Origin of the sequence: Brachybacterium atlanticum (genome assembly GCF_025669985.1) — a bacterium.
Classification (GTDB): domain Bacteria; phylum Actinomycetota; class Actinomycetes; order Actinomycetales; family Dermabacteraceae; genus Brachybacterium; species Brachybacterium conglomeratum.
Map to the genome: position 1 here is coordinate 21,419 of NZ_JAKJJW010000003.1, position 25,972 is coordinate 47,390.

Here is a 25,972-nt window from a genome sequence, read left to right on the forward strand (position 1 = left end):
GGAGGGGCGATCCGCTGCCCGCCCCCGGGGATCACTGCCAGGATAGAGCGCGCACGCCGCAGGACACAGGGGTCCTACCGCTCGGGCGCCGGCCTGGTCGACCCCGGCCCGGCCGATGCCGCCCAGCGGCCGAGCCGCCGGATCTCCTCCAGCAGCTCGGGCGGGTCGATGACCTCCACCGGCGCGCCGATATCGGCCAGGTGCAGCGCCACCCAGGTCAGCTCGTCGGCGCCCGCGCGGAGCACGCAGGATCCCTCTCCGTCGGCCTCGAGCGTGCCGGAGCGCGCCGGGATGTGGGGTGCGATCTCGTCGTACGGGGCGAGGATCCGCACGGTGCAGGCGGTGGGATAGGCGCTGAGGGTGATCGACTCCCGCACCGCGGCCTTGTGGCGCTCGCCGCGCTCGGCTGCGTGATCGTCGGCGCGCTGCTGTGGGCCTGGCACCTGGCGGATCGCTCGCGGCGGCTGGTCGCCGCCGCATGAGCCGACCGGCCGACGGGCGTGCTCGTCGCCGCGCGGGGATCTACCCCGCTCCGTCCCCGGGCTACTGTGGTGCCGCCACCGCGCCGGCCCGGCCGCGACCGACCTCGGGAGAGCACATGAGCATCACCGGACGACTCGACGGCGGCGACCTCGTGCTGCGCCGCACCGTCCCCGCCTCGCGGACGCGGATCTGGCAGCACCTCACCGACCCGGACCACCTCGCCACCTGGTACGGGACCTATTCCGGCGATCCCGCGAGCGGCGTCGTCGAGGTGACCATGACCGCCGAGCCCGGCGAGCCCTCCACCTCCCCGTGGAGCATCCACGCCTGCGAGCGCGAGCGCCTGCTCACCGTCAGCTCCGCACTCGGGGACCAGGTCTGGAAGCTCTCGCTCGAGCTCGAGGGCGGCTCCGACGGGGCCGGCGGCGCCGCGGGCGATCTCACCCATCTCGCGCTGCGCCACCACGACGTGCCCGCCGACATGGTCGAGCACATCGGGCCCGGCTGGGAGTGGTACCTCGACCGGCTCGTCGGCGCCGTCACCGGCTCCCGGATCCCGGGCATGGACGTGTGGGACGCGGAGTACATGAGCCGCGCCCCCGAGTACGCCGCGCTCGCCGGCTGAGGCGCGCCCCGTTCGCAGGAGCCGGAGGAGGCTCCGGTCGAGCGCGAGCAGCGCCCCGGCCGCGAGCGCGGTCATCACGATCGCTGGGCGTCGATCAGAAGAAGCGCCCCAGGGCGTCGCGGAGGTCGTCGGCGGTGTGCTGGAGGAATCTGGTCACGACCTCGCGCTCGTCGGCGGTCAGGCTCGCCGCCGCGTGGAATCGTTGCGCCTGAGCCCTGCCCATCGACGCCATGGCCGCGGCCTTCGTCTGCTCGGAGAGTCGAATGGTGCGAGACCTGCGGTCGGTCGGGTGCGCCAGACGTTCGATGTGGCCACCGCGCTCGAGACGGTCGAGCAGCTTCGTCACCGAGGCGTTCGATATCCCCAGGTGCGCGGAAAGGGCGCTCGCCGTGGGGGACTCGCCCTTGTTCGCGGAGACGATCAGGAACTGGATCGCCTTCATGTCGGTGGTCCCGAGCCGCATGTACTCGCGGCCGGCGAGGGCCAGTGCCTCCTCGGCTCGGCGCAGATCAGCCATGGCGCCCATCAGGCGACCGATCTGGACGAAGTCCTCACGACTCACGTGGTCGCGGGAGACGAGCTCGGACAGCGGATCGGTCGCGTCGAGGTCGTACAGCCAGCGATGCGCCCCGTCGCCCTCGGCGACGCCGCTCGCCCCCTTGCCGTCCTCCCGATCGTCCATCCGTAAACCGTACACCAGGGCATATGTATGCTGAGCGAATAACTTCCTCAGCTAACCAGTTTCAGGAGCCCCCTGTGCCACGCTCTCTCGCCCGCTGGCTGCGGGTTCTCGTACCGGCCGTGCTGATCGTCGCCTGGCTTGCCGCGGCCGCCGTGGGTGGGCCCTACTTCGGCCGGGTCGAGGAGGTCTCCTCGAACGATCAGACGACCTTCCTGCCGGAATCGGCCGATGCCACGGTCGTCCAGAGCAGGCTCGATGAGTTCCAGGACAGCGACTCTCTGCCCGCGATCCTCGTCTTCACCTCGGACGAGAAGCTGTCGGAGAGCGCGCTCGGCGAGCTGCAGGAGAGCCTCGACCGGGCCGCCGGCGTCGACGGGGTGCTGGAGGGCGGCTCGCCGGCCATACCCTCCGAGGACGGGCTCGCCGTCCAGGCGATCCTGCCGCTGGACCCGGATGCCGAGACCGGCGAGGTGCTCGCGGAGGTCGAGGGCGCGGCCACGGAGGGCATGCCGGAGGGGGTTCGCCTCCACATCACCGGCCCTGCGGGATTCTCCGCCGAGCTGAGCGAGGCGTTCGCCGGGATCGACGGCGTGCTGCTGCTGGTCGCACTCGCGGCGGTGCTGGTCATCCTGGTGCTCGTCTATCGCTCGGTGATCCTCCCCATCGCGGTCCTGCTGACCAGCGTCCTCGCGCTCTCCGCCGCGCTGCTCACCATCTGGTGGCTCGCGAAGGCCGGAGTCCTCCTCCTCAGCGGACAGACGCAGGGGATCCTGTTCATCCTCGTCATCGGCGCGGCGACCGACTACTCCCTTCTCTACGTCGCGCGATATCGCGAGGCTCTGCGGGAGAACCGGAGCAAGCGCATCGCCACCGGCGTCGCGCTCCGCGGCACCATCGAGCCGGTGCTGGCGTCCGGCGGCACCGTGATCGCCGGCCTGCTGTGCCTGCTGCTGAGCGACCTGCGGTCGAACAGCACCCTCGGGCCGGTCGCGGCGATCGGCATCGCGTTCGCGATGCTGGCTGCTCTGACGTTCCTCCCGGCAGTCCTCTACGCGCTGGGGCGGGTCGCGTTCTGGCCGCGGCGTCCGCACTACGATCCCGAGCTGTCCGCCTCCGGCACCCAGGCCACCGCACGAGGGGTGTGGGCCGCCGTGGCACGCTTCGTGCGCCGCCACCCCCGACCGATCTGGATCATCACGACTCTGCTGCTGGTCGTCGGTGCATCCGGTCTGACGCAGCTGCGCGCCGACGGCGTCCCGCAGTCGGACGTGGTCCTCGGCGAGTCCCAGGCGCGAGATGGTCAGGTCGCGCTCGGCGAGCACTTCCCCGGAGGATCCGGTTCGCCGGTGTACGTCCTCGCTCCCGAAGAGGAGATGGAGGAGGTGGCGGGGGTGCTCGCCGGGAGCGAGGCGATCGATGGGGTGTCGATCGCGGTCGACGGCTCCTCGTCCACCACCGCGACCCTGAGCGCTGACGGCGGCATCGAGTCGCTCGTCCCCGGGGAATCCCCGGCGGCCAGGGTCTCCCAGGGTGACGTGCTGATCCAGGCCACCCTGGTGGAAGCGGCGGACTCCGAGCAGGCCGCGGAGGACGTGCGCGCGCTCCGCGGGCCGCTGCACGAGATCTCCGAGCAGGTGTACGTGGGAGGGGTCACGGCCACCGCGGTCGACACGAACGACGCGGCCGTCCACGACCGCGATCTCATCATCCCGCTGGTTCTCGGAGTGATCTTCGTGATCCTCGTGCTCCTGCTGCGCTCCCTGCTCGCTCCCTTCCTCCTGATCCTCACGACCGTGCTCTCCTTCGGGACGGCGCTGGGCGTCTCGGCGATCGTCTTCAACCAGATCCTCGACTTCCCGGGCGCGGACGCGGCCGTGCCGCTGTACGGCTTCGTCTTCCTGGTGGCGCTGGGCATCGACTACAACATCTTCCTGATGACACGGGTCAGGGAGGAGGCCAAGGCGCACGGCACACGGGACGGGATCACGCGAGGTCTCGCCATCACCGGCGGCGTGATCACGTCCGCCGGGGTCGTGCTGGCCGCCACGTTCTCGGCGCTCGCCGTCATCCCGATCCTGTTCCTCGCGCAGCTCGCCTTCATCGTCGCGTTCGGAGTGCTGCTCGACACCTTCGTCGTGCGCTCCCTCCTGGTCCCGGCGCTGGCCGACGACATCGGCAAGAGGATCTGGTGGCCGTCTCGCCTCGCGCGTGCGGACGACTAGGCGCATCGCACACCGCGCTCGAGGGGGAGCGGCGCCGGCCCTCGACCACGTCGGACACAATGGCTCCGTGACCTCCACCGCCGCCCTCGACACCGTCCTCGACCTGTTGCGCGCCGATCCGCAGAGCGAGGCCGAGCTCGAGCACCTCGCCCGAGAGGCGCAGCTCCTGCCCACCGGCGAGCTCGTCTACCTCGTCGGCGCCCGCCCCGCGACCGAGGCCGCGCTGCTCTTCCGGGTGCTGGACAAGGCCCGCGCGCTCGCCGTCTTCGAGGGCCTCAGCCCCGGCCACCAGGCCGAGCTGATCTCCGCCCTGCGCACCCCGCAGGTCGCCGAGATCATCGGCGACCTCGACCCCGACGACCGCGCCTCGCTGTTCGACGAGCTGCCCGCCTCCGTCGCCGAGCGCCTCATGCACGGCCTGGACGCCGACGAGCGGGCGATGACCACCGCGGTGCTCGGCTACCCGCGCCACGCCATCGGGCGCTACATGTCCCCGGAGGTGCTCGCGCTGCGCCCCGAGCAGACCGTCGCCGAGGCGCTCGCCGAGGTGCGCGAGCGCGGCGAGGATGCGGAGACCGTGTACCTCCTGCCCGTCGTGGACTCCTCCCGCGTGCTGCTGGGGGTGGTGGGCCTGCGCCGTCTGCTGCTGACCGATCCGGAGGAGCGCGTGGGCGACATCGCCCACGAAGCCGTCCGCGCCCTGGCGACCGACGACCGGGAGGAGGCCGCCCGGCGGTTCTTCGCCGCGAAGCTGCTGGCCATGCCGATCGTCGACGCGGAGGAGCGGCTCGTCGGCGTGCTCACCGTCGATGACGCGGTGGAGATCATCGAGCGGGAGAACGCGGAGGACTCCGCCCGCACCAGCGGCTCCGAGCCGCTGACCCGCTCCTATCTCGCCACTCCGATCCTGCGCGTGGTCCGCTCCCGCATCGTGTGGCTGCTGGTGCTGGCGGTCTCCGCGATCCTGACCGTGCAGGTGCTGGAGATCTTCGAGGACCGGCTCGATCAGGTGGTCGTGCTCGCCCTGTTCATCCCGCTGCTGACCGGCACGGGAGGCAACACCGGCAACCAGGCCGCGACCACGGTCACGCGCGCGCTCGCCGTGGGGGAGGTGCGCGTGCGGGACCTGCCGCGGGTGGTGTGGAAGGAGCTGCGCGTCGGTGCCGTGCTCGGCGCGGTGCTCGGATCCCTCGGCTTCGTGGTCTCCGGGCTCGTCTACGGCCTGTCGATCGGGATCGTGATGGGGCTGACGCTGCTGTCCATCTGCATCATGGCCGCGATCGTCGGCGGGCTGATGCCGCTGGTCGCCAAGCGGATCGGTGCGGACCCGGCCGTCTTCTCCAACCCGTTCATCTCGACCTTCTGCGACGCGACGGGGCTGATCATCTACTTCACGATCGCGACGGTGGTGCTGGGGCTGTGAGACGAGGCGTCAGCCGAGCTCCGCGACGCTGAACCCCGTCGGCGCGAGCGTCGCCAGCTGCTCCCGCAGGAGCGCTCCGACCTCTTCGCGCCGCGCCGCGTCCATCCGCTCGATCGGGCCGGTGACGCTCACCGCGACCGAGCGCCCGCCCGGCCGTACCAGCGCCACGCCGACGCAGGCGATCCCCGCCTCGTTCTCCTCGACCTCGGAGGCCCAGCCGCGCTGCTCCGCCTCGGCGATGACATCCGTGAGGTGCGCCGTCGTCACCGTGCGGCCGCCGTCGGCGCCCTCGCTCGCCCGCGCGTAGGACTCCAGCCCCGCGCCGCGGACGCCGTCGGCCGTGAGGATCGCCCGGCCCATCGCGGTGCGGGCCGCGGGGGCTCGGCTGCCCACCCGCGACCACACCCGCAGGGCGCGCTCGGGCTCGACCTTGTCGAGGTAGAGCACGTGTGGACCGTCCAGCCGGCCCAGGTGCACCAGCTCCTGGACCTCCTGCGAGATCGCGGCCAGGGCCGGCGCCATGAGGACGGGCAGATTCTCCTCCCGCTCGAAACGGCTGGCGAGCAGCGGGAGCGCCGCACCCAGGCGGTAGGTCTGGTCCGTGACGGCCTGTTCGGCGAAGCCGCGATGCATCAGCGCGCGCAGCAGACGGTGCGCCGAGGCCTTGTTCAGGCCGCTCTCGGCGGAGATGTCGCGCAGGGTCATCCCCTCGGGCCCCGCCTCGGCGAGGACCTCGAGCAGGGACAGTGCCTTGTCGACGCTGCCGACGGGGGAGGGGCCGGGGGAGGGCGTCGTCGTCATGGGGTCCATTCTCTCCGCCCCGCTCACCGCGAGACCGGATCCGCCTCCCCGCCGTGCAGGAACGCCTCCAGCGCCGCGCCGTCGGGCGCGCCTTCCCAGTCGCCGGGGGCGGTGCAGGCCAGTGCCCCGCAGGCGTTCGCGCGTTCGAGCCGGCCCGGCACGTCCTGTCCGTCCAGCCGCGCGCTGAGGTAGCCGGCGACGAAGGCGTCCCCGGCGCCGACCGTGTCGACCACGTCCACGCGATGCCCGGCCGCCTCGTGCAGTCGCCCGTCCACGAGCGCGGCCGCGCCGTCGGGGCCGAGCTTCGCGACCACCTCGCGGCCGGGCCGGGCGAGCGCGGTCAGGAGCGCGCGGGCATCGCTGCCGTCGATCTGCGGGGCCAGCAGCGCGAGCTCCTCGGTGCCGCCGAAGAGGACGTCCACGTGCTCGAGCACGTCCTCGAGCAGCTCGGCGAGATGCTCGGCGGAGCCCAGGCGGGAGCGGTGGTTGACGTCGAGGCTCACCGTGGTGCCGGCCGCGACCGCGCGCTCGACGGCGACGCGGACGGCCTCCCGTGCGGCGGGGGACAGCAGCGGGGTGATGCCGCTGACGTGCAGGATCTCCGCCTCCTCGATCATCCCGTCGGGAAGGTCCGTGGGGGAGAGGGCGGAGGCCGCGGAGCCGGCGCGGTAGTAGTCCACGCGCGTGGTCGTGCCTGTCGGGCGGGACTTCAGCATCAGCCCCGTCGGCCGCTCGGGATCCACCGCGCAGCGCACCTCGACGCCCTCGCCCCGGATCTCCCGCACCACGCGCGCGCCCAGCGGGTCGGCCCCGACCCGGCTGATCCAGGCGGCCTGCACCCCCAGGCGCTGCAGTCCGATGGCGAGGTTCGACTCGGCGCCGCCCAGGGAGATGTCGACCGACGGGAGGTGCGCGAGCGAGCCGATCGTGCTGCTGCGCAGCAGCGCCATGGTTTCGCCGACGGTCACCACGCGGGCGCGTGCGCTCATGCGCCGGCCTCTCGCGTGGTCACGGCGACGAACTGCGCCGCCCGCTCCGCGAGCGCCTCGAGGCTCCCGCCGGAGAGCGCATCGCCCAGCAGCGGTCCGCCGACGGAGACCGCGTCGGCCCCGGCGCGCAGCCAGGCCTGCGCGGCCTCGAGGTCCACGCCGCCCGAGGGCACCACGCGGATCCCCGGGAAGGGGCCGCGCAGGTCCTTCACGTAGCCGGGCCCCACGACCGAGGCGGGGAACACCTTCACCGCCGCCGCCCCCGCGGCCCAGCCCGCGTGCAGCTCGGACGGGGTCAGCCCGCCGGGGACGATCGCGATGCCGGCCTCGGCGGCCGCCTCGAGCAGGTCCGCACGGGTGATCGGGGTGACGATGTAGTGCGCGCCCTGCCGTACGGCCGTGGCCAGGTCCGACGGGTCCGTGACGGTGCCGATCCCGATGTCCATCCGGTCCCCGAAGCGTTCGAGCAGCTCCGGCAGCGCCTCGAGCGTGCCGGGCGTGGACAGCGTCAGCTCGACCGAGCGTATGCCGGCGCCTGCGAGGGTCTCGAGCACAGGGGCGTACTGGTCCGCTGCGCGGCCCCGGATCACGACGATCAGACGGGCGGCGGCGGTGCGCTCGGGGAGCGGGGGGCGGGCGGTGTCGGTCATGCGGGTCTCCTGGGAGGTCGGGTGGGCGGCGGAAGGGCTCAGAGGGCCAGCAGCACCTTGGCGGAGCGGGAGGCGTCCCGCGCGGTGGCGAAGGCCTCCTCCGCCTTCTCGAGCGGGATCGTCTGGGTGACCACGGCGTCGAAGCGCGCATCACCCTCGAGCAGCGTGATCGCCTCGTCGATCTCGGTGTCGAAGCGCTGGGTGCCGCGCAGCTGGACCTCCTTGGACACGAGCGCGGCGAGGTTCACCGGGATGTTCTTGTCGGGAAGGATCGCGACCTGCACGATGATCCCCGCGGGCCGCACGGCCTGGACCGCGGAGGACAGCGAGACCGGCGCGGCCGAGCACTCGAGGACCACGTCGTAGGAGTTCGCCTCGGGCGTCTCCTCGGTGACCAGGATCGTGCGCTGCGCGCCGAGCGCGGCTGCGCGCTCGAGCGGCTCCGGGCGCACGTCGGTGACGTGCACGGAAGCGGCGCCGCGGTGCAGCAGCGAGGCGACGGCGAGCAGGCCGATCGGTCCCGCGCCCAGCACGAGGCAGTCCTTGCCCGCCACGTCGCCGGCGATCGTGACCGCGTGCAGGGACACGGCCAGCGGCTCGGCCAGGGCGCCCCGCTCCAGCGGCAGCGACTCGGGCAGCACCCGGATGTTCTCCCGCTCGATCACGAGATGCTCCGCGGCGGCGCCCTGACGGTGCGGGGTCACCGAGGCGCTGCCCAGGTAGTCGCCGCCCGGCCACAGGTGGGGGCGGTCCTCGATGCCGGGGGCGCTGGTGCCGTAGCGGGCCGGGTGCACGGTGACGGGGGTGCCCGGGGCGAGCTCGCCGCTGGGGTCCAGGTCCACCACGGCCGAGAGCTCGTGGCCCGGGATCAGCGGCTCCGTGATGACATAGGCGCCGTTCGCCCCGTTGTAGTAGTAGTGCAGGTCGGAACCGCAGATGCCGACGTAGGCGACCTTCAGCCGCACCTGCCCCTCACCGGGCTCGACGGTCGGGACGTCCTCGAGTCGGGCGTCCTCGGCGGCGTGGATGAACAGGGCCTTCATCAGCGGTTCTCCTTCAGGGATGCGTCCAGGGCCTCGGCGGCCGCGGCGCGCGGACCCGAGGTGACGAGGGTGGTCAGCAGTGCGCCGACCAGGTCGGTGAACTCCTCGCGGGCGGCGAGCTCCTCGGTGAGGCAGCCGCTCTCGAGCAGGATCCTCGCATGCTCCGCCGGGGAGCTCGCCCGGGCGGCGATCTCCTGCAGACGGGCCTGGGCGGGGTCGGTCATCGCACGCGCCTGCTCGCCGGGATCGAACCCGCGCGGCGGGGCGACGCAGGCGAACCAGGCGGCGACGGTGAGGGCCAGCAGCGCGGGCGTGCGGCCGGCTTCGAGGTGGTGCAGTGCCGGGACGGGGATCCGCTGCGGCAACCGCATCGACCCGTCGGAGCCGACCTGGCGGGTGCGGTGGCCGAGGTCGTGGTTGTGCCAGCGGTGCGCGAGGTCCTCGAGATAGGCGTCGGGGTCGAAACCCGCGGGCAGGTCGATCGTGGGCAGCATCTCCTCGCGGATCAGGCGCATCGTCGCCTCCGCGATCCAGTCCTGGTCGAAGGACTCGGGGATGATGACCCGGCCGTCGAGCGCCCCGAGATAGGCGATCAGGGAGTGGGGGCCGTTGAGCAGGCGGAGCTTCACCTGCTCGTAGCGCTCGACCTCGGAGGCGTCGGGGGTGAGGATCGCGCCGCCTCGCTCCCAGGCGGGGCGTCCCGCGGCGAAGTCGTCCTCGACCACCCACATCGAGAAGCGCTCGGCGCGCACCGGGGCCTCGTCCCGCACGCCCAGCAGCGCGGCGACCTCGTCGCTCGTCGCCGCGGTGGTGGCCGGGACGATCCGGTCCACCATCGCGTCGGGGAAGGAGACGCGCTCCCGCACGAAGCGCAGCACGTCCTCGGGGGCGTTCGAGAGCTCGAGGAACTCCTCGACCATCCGGCGTGCGGTGCGGCCGGCGGCGGAGACGTTGTCGCAGGGCAGCACCGTGAACGGCTCCCCGCCCTCGGCGCGGGCGGCGAGGCCCCGGGCGAGCAGGCCGATCACGGTGCGCGGCGTGCCGGCGCCCTCCAGGTCCGCGCGCAGGGCGGGATCGTCCGTGTCCAGCCGGCCGGTGCGCGGGGAGACGTAGTAGCCGCCCTCGGAGACGGTGAGGGTCAGCAGGCGGCGGTGCGGGTCCGCGATCTCGCGCACCACCCGGCCCGGCTCCTCGGTCATCACGCCGAAGCCGCGATGCACGTCCACCAGGTCCGCCCGGGTGCCCGCGTCGGACATCTCGAGGACGGAGTAGATCCCGTCCTGTCGCGCCATCGGCTCGATCACCGAGCGCGAGCGGTTCGCGAAGCCGACGATGCCCCAGTCGCCCTCCTCCGCGGCGAGGGCGCGGGCGGTGTGCACGGCGGCGTGCGCGCGGTGGAAGGCGCCGAGGCCCAGGTGGATGATGCCGGCACGCGACGGGTCCAGCGGAGCGGAGGCGCCCAGCTGCGGCAAGGAGCCGAGGCGGGAGCGGTCGAGCCGGGGTGCGGGGGCGACGTCGGACACGGGACCTCCTGGTCGATGCGAGATCGCGGGGACGCCGCGATGCGGTGTCCCGACGGCGGTGAGGGCTGCTGCTCGAGCATCGCACCCCGCCCAGCGTTTTGCATAACAGAACGCATGTTTCGGAACACGCAACAGCTTAGCAAGGCGGGCGTCCGACGGGAATCTCCACCACCGACGGCCCGACGAGCGGGGCCCCGGGACGCCTCCTCGCATCCCGGGGCCCCGCCCGTCGGCCGACCCGCGCACCGGCCGGCCTGCCGGCTCTCACACCTCGTCGCCGACGGTGATCGCCTCGGCCTCCTCGGCGGCGCTCAGGTGGTGCTCCTGGCCGACCGCGGCGAGGTGCCGTCGGCCGATCATCAGCATGGCCATGCTGAGCGCGAGGGCGAGCGCCGCGAGCAGGTAGGGGGCGCCGGAGACGGTCGCCGCCGCGAGAGGTCCGGCCACGGCCGGGGCGATCGCGCCGCCCAGGAAGCGCACGCCGGAGTACGCCGAGCTCGCCACGCCGCGCGGCAGGTCGGTGGCCTCCATGACCGTCTCGGTCAACGCCGTGTTCATGATGCCCAGCAGCAGCCCGCCGATCACGATCAGCACGATCATCGCGGTCATCGAGGTGTGGACCAGGGCGAGCGCCACCATCAGCACGGTGAGCAGGCCGAGCGTCGTCAGCAGCGTCGGGATCAGGCCCAGGCGACGCGTCAGCACGGGCGCGGCGAACACCGAGGTGATCGCGAGCGCGAGGCCCCAGCCGAAGAACACCCCGCCGATGCCCATCGCGCCGAACTCCATGCCGTGCGCGGCCGCGGCGGCCTCGAGCGGGAAGGGGGAGTAGGCCAGCAGGGTGAAGAAGCCGAAGTTGTAGAAGATCGCAGTCAGCGCCAGGGTGCGCAGCGCCGGGTTCCCCAGTGCCCGCAGCGCCGCGAGCGGCGAGACGTGCGCAGGCTTCGCCTCGCGCTGCAGCAGCACCGCGATCGCGAGCGCGCCGATGCCCATCAGCACCGCGGTGCCGGCGAACGGGGCGCGCCAGGAGACCGAGCCGAGCAGGCCGCCGAGCAGCGGCCCGAGCGCCATGCCGATCCCGAGTGCCGTCTCGTAGAGGATGATCGCGCCGCCGCTCGGGCCCGCGGTGGCGCCGACGATCGCGGCGAGCGCGGTCGAGATGAACAGCGCGTTGCCGAGCCCCCAGCCCGCCCGCAGTCCGATGATCTCGTTGACCGACCCGGCGCCAGCGGCGAGCGCCGCGAAGAGCACCACGAGCACGAGGCCGATCATCAGCGTGCGCTTCACGCCGACGGCGGAGGCGAACCAGCTGGTGAAGAACATGGCGATCGCGGTGATGAAGAGATAGCTGGTGAACAGCAGCATCGCCTGCGAGGGGGAGGCGTCCAGCTGCGTGCTGATCGCGGGGAGGATCGGGTCCACCAGGCCGATGCCCATGAAGGACACGGTCGCGGCGAAGGCGATCGCCCACACCGCGCGCGGCTGGTGGAAGGCGTCGCGCAGCGTGGGCGCCGACGGGGCCGCCTGCGCGGCGGCCTGGGTGGTCGTGGTCATGCGGGACTTCTTTCCGGGGAGGGGACGGAGCGGGCGGGGTGCGGCGGCTCAGCCGTCGTGCGACTCGAGGACACGGGCCAGGATCTCGGAGGCGCGCGCGAGGGTCGCGAGATCCTCGGTCGGCAGGGGCTCGAGAAGGGAGCCGACGCCGGTGGCGAGCTGCCCGCGCCAGGCGGCCAGCTGCGCGGAGCCGGCCTCGGTGGTGCTGACCAGCGAGGAGCGGGAGTCGGTCGGGTCCGCCTCGCGGCGCACCAGCCCCTCCTCCTCGAGCCGCTTGATCACAGTGGTGGCCGTCGGGCGGGAGACCCGCTCGCGCTCGGCGATCTCGCTCAGCCGCAGCGGCCCGAGCCGCTCGATCGTCGCCACCACCCGCCAGGACACCGAGCCGACGCCGACGTCCGAGCGCCGCGCGGCGAGCCGGGCGAACTGGCTGCACACGAGCGCGAGGTGCTGGGGGAGCTCGGCGAGGACGGGATCGGCGGCCGACGGGGTCGCGGCGTCCAGTGCGGCATCGCCCTCCGGCCCCGACGTGGTGCCGGCAGGGGTCTGCGGGGAGGGGGTGGAAGGCGGTGTTCTGGTCACGACGACCGATAGTAGTTTGCATTGCTAACTATGGCAAGGGGGTGCTCGCCGCCTCGCCGCCCCTTGTCGTCCCGAGCACCCGCCTCGCCGTCCCGCACCTCGTCCCGTGCCCGCCCCCGCGACCGCTCCTCGTGGAGCGCGAAGCCGTCGGCCGTGCGTCTCGGCCTCCTTGCCGTCCGCCTTCTTCTCCTCCGCGCGAACTCGCGCCTGCGCGACCTTTCCTCCACAGCGGGCATCGATCCACATCGGCGCAGGTGGGGATGAACTCCAGGCCTGTCTCGACTGGACTGGAGGACCGCACTCCCGTCACTCGGTCGGAGGACGTCATGACCCTCATCGCCCCACCACCGCCCAGCCCCGACGTCGACCCGCCTTCGCCCGGCTCCGCTCCGCCCCCGCGGCTCGACCGCGAGCACGCCGAGCGGCTGGGCCGACGGATCCAGAACCAGGCCGCGGTGATCGCCCAGGCCACGTGCGAGTTCCTGCTGATGCTCGCGGAGTTCGACGCGCGCGAGGGAGTGCGGTTCTACGAGGGGCTGAAGTCGACCGCGCACTGGCTCGGCTGGGCCTGCTCGATGGCCGCCGGCACCGCGCGCGAGCACCTCCGCGTCGCCCGCGCGCTGCCCGCGCTGCCGCTCACCGTCGCCGAGTTCCGTGCAGGGAGGCTCTCCTACTCCAAGGTCCGCGAGATCACCCGCGTCGCGGATCGCGTCGAGGAGGAGGTCCTGGTCGAGATGGCGCGCGCGATGACCGCCTCCCAGCTCGCGCGCACGGTCTCCTCGTTCCGGGCGGTCGACGGCTCCCGCCTCGACCAGGACTCGCGGCGCGAGGCGCGCTGGCATGTGCGGGAGGACGGCATGGTCGAGATCCGCGCGGTCCTGCCCGCGGAGACCGGCGCCGAGCTCCTCACCGCCCTCGAACTGGCGCTGGACCGCGACGGCACGGCCCCGCCCTCGAGCACTGGGACGGCCGCATGCTCCGCCTCATCCTCGCGCGCCGCGGCAGAGCCCGACCACGACGGCTCCTCCGCGATCGCCGAGCGCTGCGCCGAGATCACGACCGAGGTGACCCTCGACCAGCGTCGCGCCGACGCCCTCCACGACCTTGCCCGCACCTATCTCGCCGCCGAGCCGGATGACCGCTCCGGCGAGGACCGCCATCTCGTGGTCGTGCAGGTCAACGCCGAATCGCTCTCCGAAAACGTTCCCGCGGGAACGCTTCCGCGCTGCGGAGTCGCGGGCGGTGGGCCCCTCGAGCCCCGTACCGCCGAACGCCTCGCCTGCACCGGGAAGGTCTCGCTCGCCCTCGCCGACCTCCACGGCGAGATCCTCCACCTCGGCCGCGCCCGGCGCCTCGCCTCCCGGGCCCAGCGCCGCGCCCTGCGACTCCGCGACGGGACCTGCGTCTTCCCCGGCTGCCACCAGAGCAAGCACCTCGACGCCCACCACCTCACGCCCTGGTCGGAGGGCGGGCCGACGGATCTCGACGAGCTCGCGCTGCTGTGCCGGCGCCACCACGTGATGGTCCACGAGGGCGGGCTGCGGCTGGTCCGCGCCGCCTCTGCGCCGGGCGGCGTGGGCCCCCGATTCCAGGTGCTCGATGCCGGCGGCCGGCCAGTCCAGGCGCGATGGCCCGCCATGCTCGAGCGGCTGATTCTCCGCCCGGAGGTGACGAGGAGCGTAGAGGCGCCCAGTGCTCAGGGAGGGACCGGCACGACGGCCACCGGCGGGGCCATAGGCGACGGACCGGTCGACGACGACGCCTCGGCGGATGGCAGCGCCCCGGGCACGTCCGAAAGTCGCGACCCCGAACGGATCGCGGCCACCACGGGCGGGGCAGGATTCCGCCTCGCCGACTGCGTGCAGGCGATGTGCGAGAGCGTCCTGGCCCGGGCCGCGTGAGCGCGGTGGCGACCTCGTCCTCGTCACCGAAGGCGAACAGGGCAGGCGCCACGAGCACACGCTGGCCGTGCGCCTCGCAGAGGTCGGTGTCCCGCTTGCCGGGATCCGCGCCGGCTCCTCGCGCCGGCCCTCGATCGCCGCGGGGCTCGAGGCGCTGCAGGCGGTCGCGGACAGCACACGGCCGGACGGTCCAGGAGTGCGCCGTCCGGCCCCTCGTCCGTGAGGCCCCGCGTGTCCGGGGCGAGCCTGTTCAGGCCGTGCGGCCCGTGAGCTCCTTCGCCGCCTCCTGCGCCTTCAGCGCCAGCTCGACGGCCTTGAAGGCGTGCTCCTGGGTCATCGCGTTCTCGGTGCGGTGCAGCACGTCGAGCACCAGCTCGCCGAAGAAGGGGTAGCCCACGTTCCCGTCGGCCTCGAGGCGGTGCTCGCCCTCGGAGTCCACCAGGATGACCTGGTTGGGGCCGTTGTCGGTGGTGATGTCGACGTACTTGCGCAGCTCGAGATAGCCCTCGGTGCCCACCACGAAGGTGCGGCCGTCGCCCCAGGTGCGCAGGCCCGACGGGGTGAACCAGTCCACGCGGACGAAGCCCGTCGCCCCGGAGGAGAGCGCGACGTGCGCGTCGCCGAAGTCGTCGAGCTCGGGATGCTCGGGGTGGCCGAAGTTGCCGATCGAGGAGGAGAGGATCTCCGCGTCCTCGGAGCCGGTGAAGGTGAGCATCTGCTCGAAGTTGTGCGAGCCGATGTCGGTGAGGATGCCGCCGTAGCGGGCGCGCTCGAAGAACCAGTCGGGGCGGGTCGAGGGATCGCCCAGGCGGTGTGGGCCCATGCCGGTGACCTGCAGGACCTTGCCGATCGCACCCTTCTGGATGAGCTGGGTGGCGAGCACCGCGGCCTCCACGTGGATGCGCTCGGAGTAGTAGACCATGTACTTCTTCCCGGTCCGCGCGACGGCCGCCTTCGCCTCGGCGAGCTGCTCGAGGGAGATCAGCGGGGTCTTGTCCGTGAAGTAGTCCTTGTCGGCCTCCATCACGCGGATGCCGAGCCGGGCCCGGTCCACGGGGACGGCCGCGGCGGCGACCAGGTGCACCTCCGGGTCGGAGAGCACCTCCTCCTCGCTCGTGGCGATGGTGACCTCGGGGAACTGCTCCTTGAACGCGGCGGCGCGCTCGGGCTGCGGGTCGTACACCCACTTCAGCGTGCCGCCCGCGCCGAGCAGGCCCTGGGTCATCCCGCCGATGTGGCCGTGGTCGAGATGCATCGCGGCGAACACGAACTCGCCGGGCTCGACCACCGGCTTCGGCATCGCGGCGGGGGCGTAGTTCGCGCCTTCGGAGACGGCCATCGACAGTCCTTTCGGTCGAGAGTGCGGGCTGGGACCCGGTCTTGGTCGCCATCAGTGTCGTGCATCACGAGGTGCGATGGCGCGGAGTGCCGGGGGTTGCCAGGCGCGCGGGGCGGCGCCGCCGCGCGGGCTGCGACCTCCGTCGGCCCTCCCTTCCGGCGTGACCTCGGACAACCCCGGCTCGTCGGGCACGGCCGACGGGCCTATCGTGGGCTTGAACCCCACACTGCGGTGCCCGTGCACGAGCGCGCCCGTCCCGCTCGAGGGCGGGCCCGGGAAGGACCCCCGTGATCGACGCCCTCGCGAACAGCCCCCTGCTCACGCTGTTCCTGGTCGTCGCGACCGGGGCCGTGCTCGGAGCCATCCCCTTCGGCCGGATGCGCTTCGGCGCCGCGGGCGCCCTGTTCACGGGCCTGGCGCTGTCCGCGATCGCCCCGCAGCTCGGCGACGGCATGCAGATCGTGCAGACCCTCGGGCTCGCCCTGTTCGTCTACACCGTCGGCATCTCCGCCGGCGCCACCTTCTTCGCCACGCTGAACAAGCAGCTGCCGCTGCTGGGCGCCGCGACCGTCGCCACCGTCATCGCCGCGCTCGCGACGATCCTGCTCGGCCACGCCCTCGGGATCGAGCGGGACCTGGGCCTGGGCCTGTTCACCGGCGCGCTCACCGCCGCCCCCGCGCTCGACGCCGCCTCGCGCCTGACCGGCACGGCGGGCCCGTCCGTCGGCTACTCCTTCGGCTATCCGATCGGCGTGATCGTCGGGATCGTGCTGGTCTCCATGGTCGTGAACCGTGCCTGGCCCGGCCGGGGCGACACCCCCGCGCTCGCCGGGACCAGCCTCGCCTCCACCACCGTGCTCGTCCACCGCGCCGTGAACCTGCGCGACGTGCCGCAGTGGCACCAGCAGCGGGTGCGCTTCTCCTATCTGCGCCGGGACGGGAAGGTGCGCGTGATCGTGCCCGGCGAGGACCTGCTGGCCGGGGACGAGGTGGTCGCCGTCGGGATGCCCGAGGCGGTCGAGGAGGTCGTCGCCGAGCTCGGCGAGCGCTCGACCCGGCACGTCGCCCACGACCGCTCCCTGGTCGAGTTCACGCGCATGACCGTCTCGAACCCGGACCTCGCCTCCCGCTCCATCGCCGAGCTGAACCTGCCCGTCCGCTTCGGCGCCGTGGTCACCCGGGTGCGGCGCGGGGACCTGGAGCTGCTGGCCCGCGACGACCTCATCCTCGAGCCCGGGGACCGCATCGCCGTGGTCGTGGACCGTGCGGAGCTCGACGCCGTGCACCGCTTCCTCGGCGACTCCGACCGCCAGGTGAGCGAGCTGGACGTGCTCTCCCTCGGCCTCGGGCTGATGCTCGGCGTGGGCCTGGGCATGGTCACCGTGCCGATGCCGGGCGGGAGCGCCTTCTCCCTCGGCCCGGCCGCGGGACCGCTGATCGTCGGTATGGCCCTCGGGGCGCTGCGCCGCACCGGCCCGATCGTCTGGTCCCTGCCGGGCGGTGCGAACACCACCGTGCGCCAGCTGGGGCTGCTGCTGTTCCTCGCCGCGCTCGGCCTCACCGCCGGGCCCGAGGTCGCCGCCGTCCTCGCCTCGCCGATGGCCTGGCGCGCCGCGCTGCTGTCCGTGGTCGTCTCCGCGCTCTCCTGCGTGGTGCTGCTGCTGGCCGCCCGCTGGGTGCTGGACCTCTCCGCCGCGCGCTCCGCCGGCGCCGTCGCGGGCTTCCTCGGCCAGCCCGCGGTGCTGGACGCCGCGAACTCCCGCAGGGCCGACGAGCGGATCGAGACCGCCTACGCCACACTCTTCGCCTTCGCGATGGTGGTGAAGATCCTGCTGGTCCCGGTGATCTGGAACGTGTGACATAGCGTTCGCCCATGGAGCTGTTCACCACGACCTGGTCCGCGCTGCGTCGCGCGGTCGGCGACCTGCCGGCGGGCGCCTTCGATCTTCCCTCGGGATGCCGTGGCTGGCTGGTGCGCGACCTCGCAACTCGTGATCGACGCGCAGGACGTGCTGATCACGTTGGCGACCCCGGCGGAGACCGCCCCGACAGCGGACGCGCTGAGCTGCTGGACCCCGACGCCCACCCCGCCCGACGGCTCCGATCCGCACGACGCCCTCACCGTGCGCCTCGCCGCCGCGTACGAGGATCCGGGACTGCTGCGCGACCACCTCGAGGACCTCGGCGGGGCCGCCGAGCGGGCCGCGCTGCTCGCGGAGCCGGACCTGCCCGTCGCCACCCAGGGCATGAGCCTGACCGTGCGGGACTACCTGCACGCCTACGTGCTCGAGTGGACGCTGCACCATCTGGACCTCATCGCGCACCTCGACCGTGAGGACGCGCCAGCCGGTCCGCCCGTCGAGGGGCTCGCCGAGGCCCGCGACATGGTCGAGCGCCGACTTCGGGTGCGGCTGCCTGCGGGATGGGCCGACGCCGACGCGCTGCGCCGAGCGACCGGGCGCGAGAGCCTCACCGATGCGCAGCGGGCCGAGCTCTCCGAGCTCGGCCCGCGCGGGGAGATGCTGCCGCTGTCCTTCGGGTGAGCGGCCCCGCTGTCAGCCGGCGACCACCGCGCCGTCGGCCGCGGTCAGCGGCACCGCCGCCGGGCGCTCGACGGTGCTGGTGATCTCGATGCGCGTGCCCGACGCGGCGGCCTCGAGCACCCCGTTCATCGCCTCGAGCACGTGCTGGCCGAGCTCGCCGGAGGCCCGCAGGTCCGCGCCGCGCACGGCCATGTCCTGCAGCCCGATCCCGCGCCCGGCCTGCTCGTAGCCACCGGTCACGGGCAGGGTCTCCCAGCTCTCGCCGCCGAGCGGGTGCAGGCGCACGTCCCCGTCGAAGCGGTTCGGATCCGGGACGGCGAGGGTGCCGGCGGTGCCGTGGATCTCGATCGGGTGGGCGGCGGTCGCCACCGAGTCGAAGCTCATCACGAGCGTGGACAGCACCCCTGACTCGTGCACCAGCACGCCGGTGACGTGCGTGTCCGTGGTGACGGGGATGGTCTCGCCCTCGCGGGGACCGGAGCCGATGGTGCGCTCGGTGCGCAGCCGGCTCGCCGCGCCGATCACGGCCTCGACCGGGCCGAGCAGCGTGACCAGGGCGTGGATGTAATAGGGGCCCATGTCCAGCAGCGGGCCGCCACCGGGGACGTAGTAGAAGTCCGGCTGCGGGTGCCAGCGCTCGTGGCCCGGCGTGGCCATCGTGGCGGTCGCCGCGATCGGCGCGCCGATGACGCCGTCGTCGATCACGGCGCGGGCGGTCTGGGTGCCGGTGCCGAGCACGGTGTCGGGGGCGGAGCCGGTGAGGACGCCCGCCTCCGCTGCTGCGGCGAGCACGCGGGCGCCCTCCTCGGTGGTGACCGCGAAGGGCTTCTCCGAGTAGACGTTCTTGCCCGCGGCGATCGCGCGCAGGTCCACCTCGGCGTGCGCGGCGGGGATGGTGAGGTTCAGGACGGTGTCCACCTCGGCGTCGGCGATCAGCTCGTCGACGGTCAGCACCCGCACCCCCTCGCGCCCCTCGGCCGCGGCCTCCGCGCGGGCGCGGTCGAGGTCCGCGACGGCGACCAGCTGCACGTCGGGCAGACGGTCGAAGCTCTCCAGGTACTGGCGCGAGATGACCCCGCAGCCGATCATGCCGATCTTCATCGGGTCGCCTCCTTCGCTCGGGTCCTGCCGTGGTCGCCGTAGGGCATGTCGCTGCCGCGCGCGGCCCAGAGCAGGCCCCGCTCGACGAGCGTGCGGACGTTCGGGTCCTCGAGCACCTCGACGCGGTGCCCGGGGGTGGTCACGAAGATCCGCCCCTTGCCCCACAGTCGCGTCCACAGCGCCGGGGAGGTGATCTCCCGGTGCCACGGGTCCCAGTCGCGGACCTTCTGCGTGGTGGTGGCGAGGACGTCGCAGTAGTCGTCGGCCAGCACCCAGTACTGCTCGGTGACCAGGTCGAAGTCGCTGATCCCGGCGGTGATCGGGTGGTCCGCCGCCTCCGGGAGCATGTTCACGGTGTAGGGGACGTAGTTGTCGGCCTGCTCGCCCTTGCGCTCGTCGGGGTGCTTGCCGGGGTGGCAGCCGAACTGGCCGCCGATGAGGGTGAGGTAGTCGGACTCGTTGCGGTAGCTGTCGGCGATCCCGCCGTGCCAGCCGGCCATGCCGGTGCCGGCCTCGATCGCGGCGCGCAGCCCCTCGAACTGGGGCCGCTCGATGGTGTTCATGGTGTTGCACTGGACGATCAGGTCGACCGTGGCCATGTACTCGGCGTCGGCGTAGATCGCCGGCGACTCCTCGATGCGGACGCTGAACCCGTTCTCCTCGAGGAAGGGGAGGAACATGTCGGTCGCCTCGACGGGCTGGTGGCCGTCCCAGCCGCCGCGGACGACGAGGGCGACTCGGGTGGGGGCGGTGCTCATGCGGTGGTCTCCTCGGTGGTGGGGTGCTGGGGGCCGACGGCGGTCCAGCGCGAGCCGTCGGCGTCGCTGGCCTCGACGGCGGCGAGGACGCGCTGGACGTGCAGCGCCTCGGCGAAGGACGGCGAGGGATCGGTGCCCTCGCCGATCGCGCGGACCAGGTCGGCGATCTCGTGGGTGAAGGTGTGCTCGTAGCCGAGGCCGTGGCCGGTGGGCCACCACGCCGCGGCGTAGGGGTGCTCCGGCTCGGTGGTCAGCACGCGAGTGAATCCCTGTCGGCCCGCCGGGGCAGTCGCGTCGTAGATCTCAAGCTCGTTCATCCGCTCGAAGTCGAAGGCGATCGAGCCCTTCGCGCCGTTGATCTCCACGCGCATCGCGTTCTTGCGGCCCTGCGCCATGCGGGTCGCCTCGAAGGCGCCCAGCACGCCGCCGGCGAAGCGGGCGGAGAACAGGGCGACGTCATCGACCGTGACCTGGCCGCGCTCGCCGGAGGCATCGCCCTTCCCGCCGAGGCCCTGCGCGGTCCCGGCCGCGGGACGGGTGGGGACGACGGTGGCGAGGGTGCCGGAGACCTGCTCGATCTGGGTGCCGGTGATCCACTGGGTCAGGTCGATGACGTGCGCGCCGATGTCCCCGAGCGCCCCGGAGCCGGCCTTGTCCTTGTCGAGCCGCCAGGTCATCGGGGCGTCGGCGTCCGAGAGCCAGTCCTGCAGGTACTGGGCACGCACCTGCCGGATCTCGCCGACGAACCCGTCGGCCACCAGCTGGCGCGCGTAGGCGAGCGCCGGGGTGCGGCGGTAGGAGAAGCCGCAGATCGAGCGGATCCCTCGGGATGCGGCGTCGGCCGCCGCAGCCGCCATCTCCTCGGACTCCGCGACCGAGTTCGCCAGCGGCTTCTCGCACAGCACGTGCTTGCCGGCCGCGAGCGCGGCGAGCGCGATGTCGTGGTGGGTGTCGCCCGGGGTGCAGATGTCGATGACGTCGATCGCCGGGTCCTCGATCAGGTCCTGCCAGCGGGTGGTGTGGCGGGCGAAGCCGTACTGCTCGGCGGCGTCGGCGACCGCGACCTCGGTGCGGCCCGCGATCGTGTGCAGCACCGGGGTGGCCGGCAGGTCGAAGAAGCGGTGCGCGGTGCGCCAGGCATGGGAGTGGGCGGCGCCCATGAAGCCGTAACCGATCAGGCCGACGTTCAGGGGGGTCGAGCGGGTGGGCGTCGAGGTCACGAGGGGACGTCTCCTTGCAGTTCGCGGGCGGGGTCGGGGGTCACTTGCCGGAGCCGGCGGTCATGCCGCTGACCAGGTAGCGGCGGCCGAAGGCGTACAGGATCACGATCGGGATCGAGGACAGCACCACGGCGGCCATCACGACCGGGACGTTGGTGGCGTACTCGCCCTGGAAGCTCCACAGTGCCAGCGGCAGGGTGCGCTTGTCCGGGCTCTGAGTGAGGATCAGCGGGAACAGGAAGCCGTTCCAGGACATCAGCGCCTGGTACACCGCGACCGTCACGAGCGCCGGGCGCACGATCGGGAAGGCGAGGCGCCACATCTTCTGCCACTCGGTGGAGCCGTCGACGTCCATCGCCTCGAACAGCTCCCTCGGCACATCGCGCAGGGAGTTCGAGATGATCAGGATGCTCAGCGGCAGGCCGAAGGCGATCGCGGGGATCATCAGCGCGGCCAGGGAGTCGTACATCCGCATCGAGATGATCATCAGGTAGATCGGCACGATGGTGGCCTGCACCGGGATCGCCAGTCCCAGCAGGAACAGGCTCCGCATCGGGCTGAACACCCGGCGGGTCCCGCGCACGAGGGAGTAGCTGGCCATGAAGGCCATCAGGACCAGGGGGATCACGGTGCCCACGGCGACCAGCACGCTGTTGAGCAGGTACTGGGTGAAGTCTGCCTCGAGGACCGCGGTCACGTTCTCGAACGCCAGCGGCAGCGAGGGCAGCACCGGGTTGGAGCCGAAGTAGGTCGAGATCGACTTGAGGCTGGTGATCAGCACGAAGTAGATCGGGAGCAGCACGACGGCGAGCCACAGCCAGCCGAAGGCCCCACCTATCCAGTTGCGCTTCATGTCAGGCTCCTTCCATCTGGCTGGCGGCGGAGTCCTTGCCGCCGAGACGCTGCACGCCGAGGGCGAGACCCAGCCCGAGCACCACGAGCATCACGGCGAGAGCGCTCGCGACGCCCATCTCGTTGCCGCGGAAGCCGGTGAGGTACATGTCCAAGGGCAGGATCCGGGTGGCGGCGCCCGGGCCGCCCTGGGTGAGCACGAAGATGATGTCGAAGTAGGTCAGGGCACCCACCACCATCAGTGTCGAGGAGGTGATGAGGGTGTACTTCAGCTGGGGCAGGGTGATCGAGAAGAACTGCCGCACGCGGCCCGCCCCGTCGATCTCCGCCGCCTCGTACATCGAGCGGGGGATCTGCCGCACCGCGCCCTGGTAGATCAGGGTGTGGAAGGGGATGAACTGCCACGAGATGATGAACAGCAGCACCACCCAGACCAGCACGGAGTCGCCCAGCCAGTTCTGCTTGAGCAGCGGCATGTCCAGGCCGTTCGCCAGGCCGAAGTTGGGGTCCAGCAGCGACTTGAAGGTGATCGCGATCGCCGCGGAGGAGAGCAGCAGGGGCAGGAAGTACAGGATCGCGAGCACGTTGCGGTACCGCTGCGGGCCCGCCAGGAAGGCTCCGAGCAGGATGCTCATCGGGGTCTGCAGCAGCCACGTGGCGACGATCATGAGCAGGACCAGCCCGAGGCCGTTCCAGGTGCTGGACCTCCCGAGCGCCTCGATCCAGCTGGTCAGCCCGGTGAACTCGATGGCGCCGATCCCGTTCCAGGTGGTGAAGGAGAGGGCCACGACCCCCACCAGCGGCAGCAGGGCGAACACCGCGAAGAACAGCAGCGCCGGCAGGACGAAGAGGAGGTGGGAGATCTTCACCCGGTCCTCGCGAGGACGACGGACCGACGGGGTCGAGAGCGCCGACTCCGCGCGCTCGACCCCCGCCCCGGTGGCGGGGAGGGCGGACTCCCTGGACAGCGCCGTCATGCTCAGGCCCCCTTGCCGGTGCTCATGTTCTCGGCGAACTGCTCGGCGGTGATCGCGCCGAGGAAGAGCTGCTCGGTGTTCACCAGCAGGGTCTCGGCGTCAGTGGGCTGCAGCGCCTGGTCCCAGGACTGCGTGAAGGCGGGGGCCTCCTGGATCGAGGAGTAGACCCACTGGAGGTACTCGGCGTCCTCGCTCGCGGCGAGGGCCTCGTCCTGCCCGACGATCACCGGGACCGAGCCGGCGGCGATCAGGTCGGAGGCGACCTGGTCGGACATCGCCCCGTCCTGGAGGAACGCCTTGGCGACCTCGATCTCCTCGTCGGCTGCGGCCGAGGAGAGCGAGAGGTAGTTGCAGGGGTTGCCGACCAGGTTCTTCAGCTCGCCGGCACCGCCCTCGATCGTGGGGAACGGGCCGAAGCCCAGATTGCCGCTCGGCACGAACTCCCCGCCGCTGGCCTTCATGCTGCCGAAGGTCCAGCCGCCGTGGAGCATGAGGGCGGCCTGGTCGGTCCAGAGCAGGGCCTGGTCCGTGTTGGAGTCGGCGGCCATGGACTCGAAGCCATCGGCGAAGGCCTTGATCTCGAGCAGCTCGTGGACCTTCTCGCCCATCGCGAGGACGGCGTCGTCGAGCCACGCCTCCTTGTCGCCGGCGGCGATCTTCGCGAAGACCTCGGGGCCGCCGACGCGGTCCAGGAGGTACTCGAGCCACATCATCGAGGTCCACCTCGACTGCCCGGCGAGCGAGATCGGCGCGATGCCGGCGGACTTCGCCTTCTCGACCACGCCCAGGAGGTCCTCCCAGGTCTCCGGCGCCTCGGCGCCGATGTCGCCGAGCACCTTCTTGTTGTGGAACAGGATGATGGGCTGAGTGGCGCCCTGGGGGAGGGCGTAGATCTTGTCGTCCACCGTCGCGGCGTCCCAGACGGACTCGACGAATCGGTTCTTGTAGTCCGCGTTCTCCTCGAGCCACGAGGTGACGTCCAGGACCTGCGATTCCTCGGCGTAGGTGCGCAGACCGCCGCCTCCCCATCCGTAGATGATCGTCGGCGCCTCGCCGGCACCGATCGCGGTGCGGATCTTCTGCTTGTAGGCGTCGTTCTGGAAGAACGTGACCTCGACCTGACCCGCATCACCCTCGTTGAAGGCGTCCACGGCATCGCCGTAGATCGTCTCGTTGGGCTCTCCGGACAGGGCCCAGTAGGAGGCGCTGTCGCCGCCTCCGCCGCCGCCGGCACCGCCGGGTCCGGAGGTGCCGCAGGCGCCGAGGGTGAGGGCGGAGAGCCCGGCGGTGGCGCCGAGCATGCCGCGACGGGTGAGTGAAATGTTTCGCATGACCTGCTCCTGGTGTCGACATTGACGGGGCCGTGCTTGGCGGGGGCCGTGGAGGCGTCGCCGGTAAGTAAGCGCAATTTACCAATCGGGGTGGTGTGGGTCAACAGGGTGGCCGGATCGAGACCTCGGGCGGCGGAGGCGATTCATGACCTGGTGCTATCCCGATGTCCGCGGAAATCCGCGGGCGACGGTGTGTGCCATGGCGCGTCCCCCTGCCGGCTCGGGGCGGTGATGGCCGCCGACCGCCGGGGTCGACGGGCGGGCGTGACGCGGACGGCAGAAAGTTTCTATCGCGGGAGTAGTATGCGCGCCATGGAGAGCACACGGAGGTCGCGCGGGCAGGTCACGCTCGCGCAGGTGGCAGAGGCGGCCGGGGTGTCCCTCGCGACGGCGTCCAAGGCGATGAACGGCCGCGGCACGGTCAGCGCCTCCACCGCTGAACGGGTGGCCGAGGCCGCGCAATCCCTCGGCTATGCGTTGCGCCCGCGCCGTGCGCAGGGCAGGCGCCGCATCGCCCTCCATCTCGAGGTCGCCGACAGCCCCTACGTGATGGGGGTTCTGGCCGGGGCGGAGTCCGCGGCGCGAGGCGCCGGCGCGGACCTGCTCGTGATCAGCTCCGAGAAGCAGGGGATCTCGCGGGCCTGGATGGCGCAGGCCGCCGGTGACGGGGTCGAAGGCGTCGTCGCCCTCACCACCCCGATCGACTCCCGCCACGTGCGCTGGAGTCGGAGCCTGAACCTGCCGCTGATCGTGATCGACCCGATCCTGCGCGAGGACGAGGCCGACGGACTCCTCGCCGTCTCCGCCACGAACTGGGAGGGCGGTCGCAGCGCCGTCCAGCACCTGCTCGACCTCGGGCATCGCCGGATCGGGCTGCTCAACGGCCCCGCCGGCTCCGTCCCGGGTCGCCAGCGCGCCGAGGGCTACCGCAGTGCGCTCGCCGCGGCGGGCATCGAGGTCGACGAGCAGCTGATCCACGGCGGCGACTTCAGCGCGGAGCTCGGCGAGAAGGGGACGGCGCGGATGCTCACACTGCCCGATCCGCCGACGGCGCTCTTCGCGGCCTCCGACAACCTCGCCCACGGCGCGATGCGTGCCGCCCGCGCCCACGGGCTCGAGATCCCCGCGCAGCTCAGCATCATCGGCTTCGACGACACGATGATCACGCGCTGGACCCAGCCCCAGCTCACCGCCGTCAGCCAGCCGCTGTTCGAGATGGGGCAGGTCGCGGTCGAGCGGCTGCTCGCCCTGCTCGACGACCCGCGTCGCTTCGCCCACCCCTTCGAGCTGCGCACCCGCCTGATGGTGCGGGGGACGACGGCGCGGCCGGATTCTGGGCGGTCCGAGAAGGGCTGAGGCGCGGGCCGATGGGC

23 protein-coding genes are annotated in these 25,972 nt (G+C 72.5%); 7 read left to right on the forward strand and 16 right to left on the reverse strand.

Annotated elements, in window-relative coordinates:
* Positions 1 to 74 precede the first annotated feature (74 nt).
* Entirely contained in the window at positions 75 to 443 is a 369-nt protein-coding gene (locus tag L3K22_RS02055) for a WCX domain-containing protein (RefSeq protein ID WP_263309930.1), read from the reverse strand.
* A gap of 155 nt (positions 444 to 598) precedes the next feature.
* On the opposite strand from L3K22_RS02055, the gene L3K22_RS02060 reads away from it, so the two are divergent.
* Positions 599 to 1,108, forward strand: a complete 510-nt coding sequence (locus L3K22_RS02060) for an SRPBCC domain-containing protein (RefSeq protein WP_263309931.1) — start codon at positions 599 to 601, stop codon at positions 1,106 to 1,108.
* A gap of 94 nt (positions 1,109 to 1,202) precedes the next feature.
* Here the strand turns inward: L3K22_RS02060 and L3K22_RS02065 are convergent, their stop codons facing one another.
* Positions 1,203 to 1,790 carry a MarR family winged helix-turn-helix transcriptional regulator gene (locus tag L3K22_RS02065; RefSeq protein ID WP_263309932.1) on the reverse strand — a complete coding sequence of 196 codons (588 nt, stop codon included), beginning with the start codon at positions 1,788 to 1,790 and terminating at the stop codon, positions 1,203 to 1,205.
* 23 nt (positions 1,791 to 1,813) lie between these two features.
* Here L3K22_RS02065 and L3K22_RS02070 point away from each other — a divergent pair, with 23 nt between their 5' ends.
* Together L3K22_RS02070 and mgtE are read left to right on the forward strand one after the other, a co-directional pair.
* Positions 1,814 to 4,012 (forward strand): MMPL family transporter, encoded by a 2,199-nt coding sequence (locus tag L3K22_RS02070; RefSeq protein ID WP_373317969.1) that lies wholly within the window; start codon positions 1,814 to 1,816, stop codon positions 4,010 to 4,012.
* Positions 4,013 to 4,079: 67 nt separating this feature from the next.
* Positions 4,080 to 5,435: a magnesium transporter gene (mgtE, locus tag L3K22_RS02075; protein WP_263309934.1), complete on the forward strand. Its 1,356-nt coding sequence runs from the start codon at positions 4,080 to 4,082 to the stop codon at positions 5,433 to 5,435.
* 9 nt (positions 5,436 to 5,444) lie between these two features.
* On the opposite strand, the gene L3K22_RS02080 is transcribed toward mgtE, so the two are convergent.
* The 7 genes from L3K22_RS02080 to L3K22_RS02110 all read right to left on the reverse strand — a co-directional run bounded on the left by L3K22_RS02080 (position 5,445) and on the right by L3K22_RS02110 (position 12,577).
* On the reverse strand, positions 5,445 to 6,236 hold the full coding sequence (locus L3K22_RS02080) for an IclR family transcriptional regulator (protein ID WP_263309935.1): 792 nt from the start codon (positions 6,234 to 6,236) through the stop codon (positions 5,445 to 5,447).
* 23 nt (positions 6,237 to 6,259) lie between these two features.
* Positions 6,260 to 7,225 (reverse strand): sugar kinase, encoded by a 966-nt coding sequence (locus L3K22_RS02085; RefSeq protein WP_263309936.1) that lies wholly within the window; start codon positions 7,223 to 7,225, stop codon positions 6,260 to 6,262.
* Positions 7,222 to 7,875 carry a bifunctional 4-hydroxy-2-oxoglutarate aldolase/2-dehydro-3-deoxy-phosphogluconate aldolase gene (locus tag L3K22_RS02090; protein WP_263309937.1) on the reverse strand — a complete coding sequence of 218 codons (654 nt, stop codon included), beginning with the start codon at positions 7,873 to 7,875 and terminating at the stop codon, positions 7,222 to 7,224. Before L3K22_RS02090 ends, L3K22_RS02085 begins: the two co-directional genes overlap by 4 nt.
* A 38-nt stretch (positions 7,876 to 7,913) precedes the next feature.
* Positions 7,914 to 8,918, reverse strand: coding sequence for an L-idonate 5-dehydrogenase (locus tag L3K22_RS02095; protein ID WP_263309938.1), 1,005 nt, complete (start codon positions 8,916 to 8,918; stop codon positions 7,914 to 7,916).
* On the reverse strand, positions 8,918 to 10,441 hold the full coding sequence (locus L3K22_RS02100; protein ID WP_263309939.1) for a mannitol dehydrogenase family protein: 1,524 nt from the start codon (positions 10,439 to 10,441) through the stop codon (positions 8,918 to 8,920). Before L3K22_RS02100 ends, L3K22_RS02095 begins: the two co-directional genes overlap by 1 nt.
* A 264-nt stretch (positions 10,442 to 10,705) precedes the next feature.
* The gene (locus tag L3K22_RS02105) at positions 10,706 to 11,995 is read right to left on the reverse strand and encodes an MFS transporter (protein WP_263309940.1); all 1,290 of its coding nucleotides are present in this window, start codon (positions 11,993 to 11,995) and stop codon (positions 10,706 to 10,708) included.
* 48 nt (positions 11,996 to 12,043) lie between these two features.
* Positions 12,044 to 12,577 (reverse strand): MarR family winged helix-turn-helix transcriptional regulator, encoded by a 534-nt coding sequence (locus L3K22_RS02110; RefSeq protein ID WP_263309941.1) that lies wholly within the window; start codon positions 12,575 to 12,577, stop codon positions 12,044 to 12,046.
* A gap of 326 nt (positions 12,578 to 12,903) precedes the next feature.
* Here L3K22_RS02110 and L3K22_RS02115 point away from each other — a divergent pair, with 326 nt between their 5' ends.
* Entirely contained in the window at positions 12,904 to 14,478 is a 1,575-nt protein-coding gene (locus L3K22_RS02115; RefSeq protein WP_263309942.1) for an HNH endonuclease signature motif containing protein, read from the forward strand.
* Between the two features lie 250 nt (positions 14,479 to 14,728).
* Here L3K22_RS02115 and L3K22_RS02120 read toward each other — a convergent pair whose 3' ends face one another.
* Positions 14,729 to 15,817, reverse strand: coding sequence for a Gfo/Idh/MocA family protein (locus tag L3K22_RS02120; protein WP_263309943.1), 1,089 nt, complete (start codon positions 15,815 to 15,817; stop codon positions 14,729 to 14,731).
* Between the two features lie 287 nt (positions 15,818 to 16,104).
* Here L3K22_RS02120 and L3K22_RS02125 point away from each other — a divergent pair, with 287 nt between their 5' ends.
* Positions 16,105 to 17,676 carry an aspartate:alanine exchanger family transporter gene (locus L3K22_RS02125; RefSeq protein ID WP_263309944.1) on the forward strand — a complete coding sequence of 524 codons (1,572 nt, stop codon included), beginning with the start codon at positions 16,105 to 16,107 and terminating at the stop codon, positions 17,674 to 17,676.
* A gap of 132 nt (positions 17,677 to 17,808) precedes the next feature.
* Entirely contained in the window at positions 17,809 to 18,360 is a 552-nt protein-coding gene (locus tag L3K22_RS02130; protein WP_263309945.1) for a thioesterase, read from the forward strand.
* A 12-nt stretch (positions 18,361 to 18,372) separates the two neighbouring features.
* On the opposite strand, the gene L3K22_RS02135 is transcribed toward L3K22_RS02130, so the two are convergent.
* From L3K22_RS02135 to L3K22_RS02160, 6 genes are all read right to left on the reverse strand, one after another.
* Positions 18,373 to 19,461 carry a Gfo/Idh/MocA family protein gene (locus L3K22_RS02135; protein ID WP_263309946.1) on the reverse strand — a complete coding sequence of 363 codons (1,089 nt, stop codon included), beginning with the start codon at positions 19,459 to 19,461 and terminating at the stop codon, positions 18,373 to 18,375.
* On the reverse strand, positions 19,458 to 20,219 hold the full coding sequence (locus L3K22_RS02140; protein ID WP_263309947.1) for a ThuA domain-containing protein: 762 nt from the start codon (positions 20,217 to 20,219) through the stop codon (positions 19,458 to 19,460). Before L3K22_RS02140 ends, L3K22_RS02135 begins: the two co-directional genes overlap by 4 nt.
* Positions 20,216 to 21,379, reverse strand: a complete 1,164-nt coding sequence (locus L3K22_RS02145; RefSeq protein ID WP_373317974.1) for a Gfo/Idh/MocA family protein — start codon at positions 21,377 to 21,379, stop codon at positions 20,216 to 20,218. The genes L3K22_RS02140 and L3K22_RS02145 overlap by 4 nt, the downstream gene beginning before the upstream one ends.
* Positions 21,380 to 21,479: 100 nt before the next feature.
* Positions 21,480 to 22,292 (reverse strand): carbohydrate ABC transporter permease, encoded by an 813-nt coding sequence (locus tag L3K22_RS02150; RefSeq protein ID WP_126988752.1) that lies wholly within the window; start codon positions 22,290 to 22,292, stop codon positions 21,480 to 21,482.
* A gap of 1 nt (position 22,293) precedes the next feature.
* On the reverse strand, positions 22,294 to 23,268 hold the full coding sequence (locus L3K22_RS02155) for a carbohydrate ABC transporter permease (protein ID WP_263309949.1): 975 nt from the start codon (positions 23,266 to 23,268) through the stop codon (positions 22,294 to 22,296).
* 2 nt (positions 23,269 to 23,270) lie between these two features.
* A complete protein-coding gene (locus tag L3K22_RS02160; protein WP_263309950.1) occupies positions 23,271 to 24,599 on the reverse strand; it encodes an extracellular solute-binding protein in 1,329 nt (442 codons plus the stop codon).
* A gap of 312 nt (positions 24,600 to 24,911) precedes the next feature.
* Between L3K22_RS02160 and L3K22_RS02165 the strand changes: the two genes are divergently transcribed.
* Positions 24,912 to 25,955, forward strand: a complete 1,044-nt coding sequence (locus L3K22_RS02165; RefSeq protein ID WP_263309951.1) for a LacI family DNA-binding transcriptional regulator — start codon at positions 24,912 to 24,914, stop codon at positions 25,953 to 25,955.
* The last annotated feature ends 17 nt before the right edge of the window (positions 25,956 to 25,972 follow it).

Bases quoted from the DNA above. Each gene is read 5' to 3' on its own strand.
- L3K22_RS02060 (WP_263309931.1), top strand. From the start codon at position 599: ATGAGCATCACCGGACGACTCGACGGCGGCGACCTCGTGCTGCGCCGC.
- L3K22_RS02140 (WP_263309947.1), bottom strand. From the start codon at position 20,219: ATGAGCACCGCCCCCACCCGAGTCGCCCTCGTCGTCCGCGGCGGCTGG.
- L3K22_RS02105 (WP_263309940.1), bottom strand. From the start codon at position 11,995: ATGACCACGACCACCCAGGCCGCCGCGCAGGCGGCCCCGTCGGCGCCC.
- L3K22_RS02160 (WP_263309950.1), bottom strand. From the start codon at position 24,599: ATGCGAAACATTTCACTCACCCGTCGCGGCATGCTCGGCGCCACCGCC.
- L3K22_RS02065 (WP_263309932.1), bottom strand. From the start codon at position 1,790: ATGGACGATCGGGAGGACGGCAAGGGGGCGAGCGGCGTCGCCGAGGGC.
- L3K22_RS02080 (WP_263309935.1), bottom strand. From the start codon at position 6,236: ATGACGACGACGCCCTCCCCCGGCCCCTCCCCCGTCGGCAGCGTCGAC.
- L3K22_RS02145 (WP_373317974.1), bottom strand. From the start codon at position 21,379: ATGGGCGCCGCCCACTCCCATGCCTGGCGCACCGCGCACCGCTTCTTC.
- L3K22_RS02085 (WP_263309936.1), bottom strand. From the start codon at position 7,225: ATGAGCGCACGCGCCCGCGTGGTGACCGTCGGCGAAACCATGGCGCTG.
- L3K22_RS02115 (WP_263309942.1), top strand. From the start codon at position 12,904: ATGACCCTCATCGCCCCACCACCGCCCAGCCCCGACGTCGACCCGCCT.
- L3K22_RS02090 (WP_263309937.1), bottom strand. From the start codon at position 7,875: ATGACCGACACCGCCCGCCCCCCGCTCCCCGAGCGCACCGCCGCCGCC.
- L3K22_RS02165 (WP_263309951.1), top strand. From the start codon at position 24,912: ATGGAGAGCACACGGAGGTCGCGCGGGCAGGTCACGCTCGCGCAGGTG.
- L3K22_RS02120 (WP_263309943.1), bottom strand. From the start codon at position 15,817: ATGGCCGTCTCCGAAGGCGCGAACTACGCCCCCGCCGCGATGCCGAAG.
- L3K22_RS02150 (WP_126988752.1), bottom strand. From the start codon at position 22,292: ATGAAGCGCAACTGGATAGGTGGGGCCTTCGGCTGGCTGTGGCTCGCC.
- L3K22_RS02070 (WP_373317969.1), top strand. From the start codon at position 1,814: ATGTATGCTGAGCGAATAACTTCCTCAGCTAACCAGTTTCAGGAGCCC.
- L3K22_RS02135 (WP_263309946.1), bottom strand. From the start codon at position 19,461: ATGAAGATCGGCATGATCGGCTGCGGGGTCATCTCGCGCCAGTACCTG.
- L3K22_RS02095 (WP_263309938.1), bottom strand. From the start codon at position 8,918: ATGAAGGCCCTGTTCATCCACGCCGCCGAGGACGCCCGACTCGAGGAC.
- L3K22_RS02155 (WP_263309949.1), bottom strand. From the start codon at position 23,268: ATGACGGCGCTGTCCAGGGAGTCCGCCCTCCCCGCCACCGGGGCGGGG.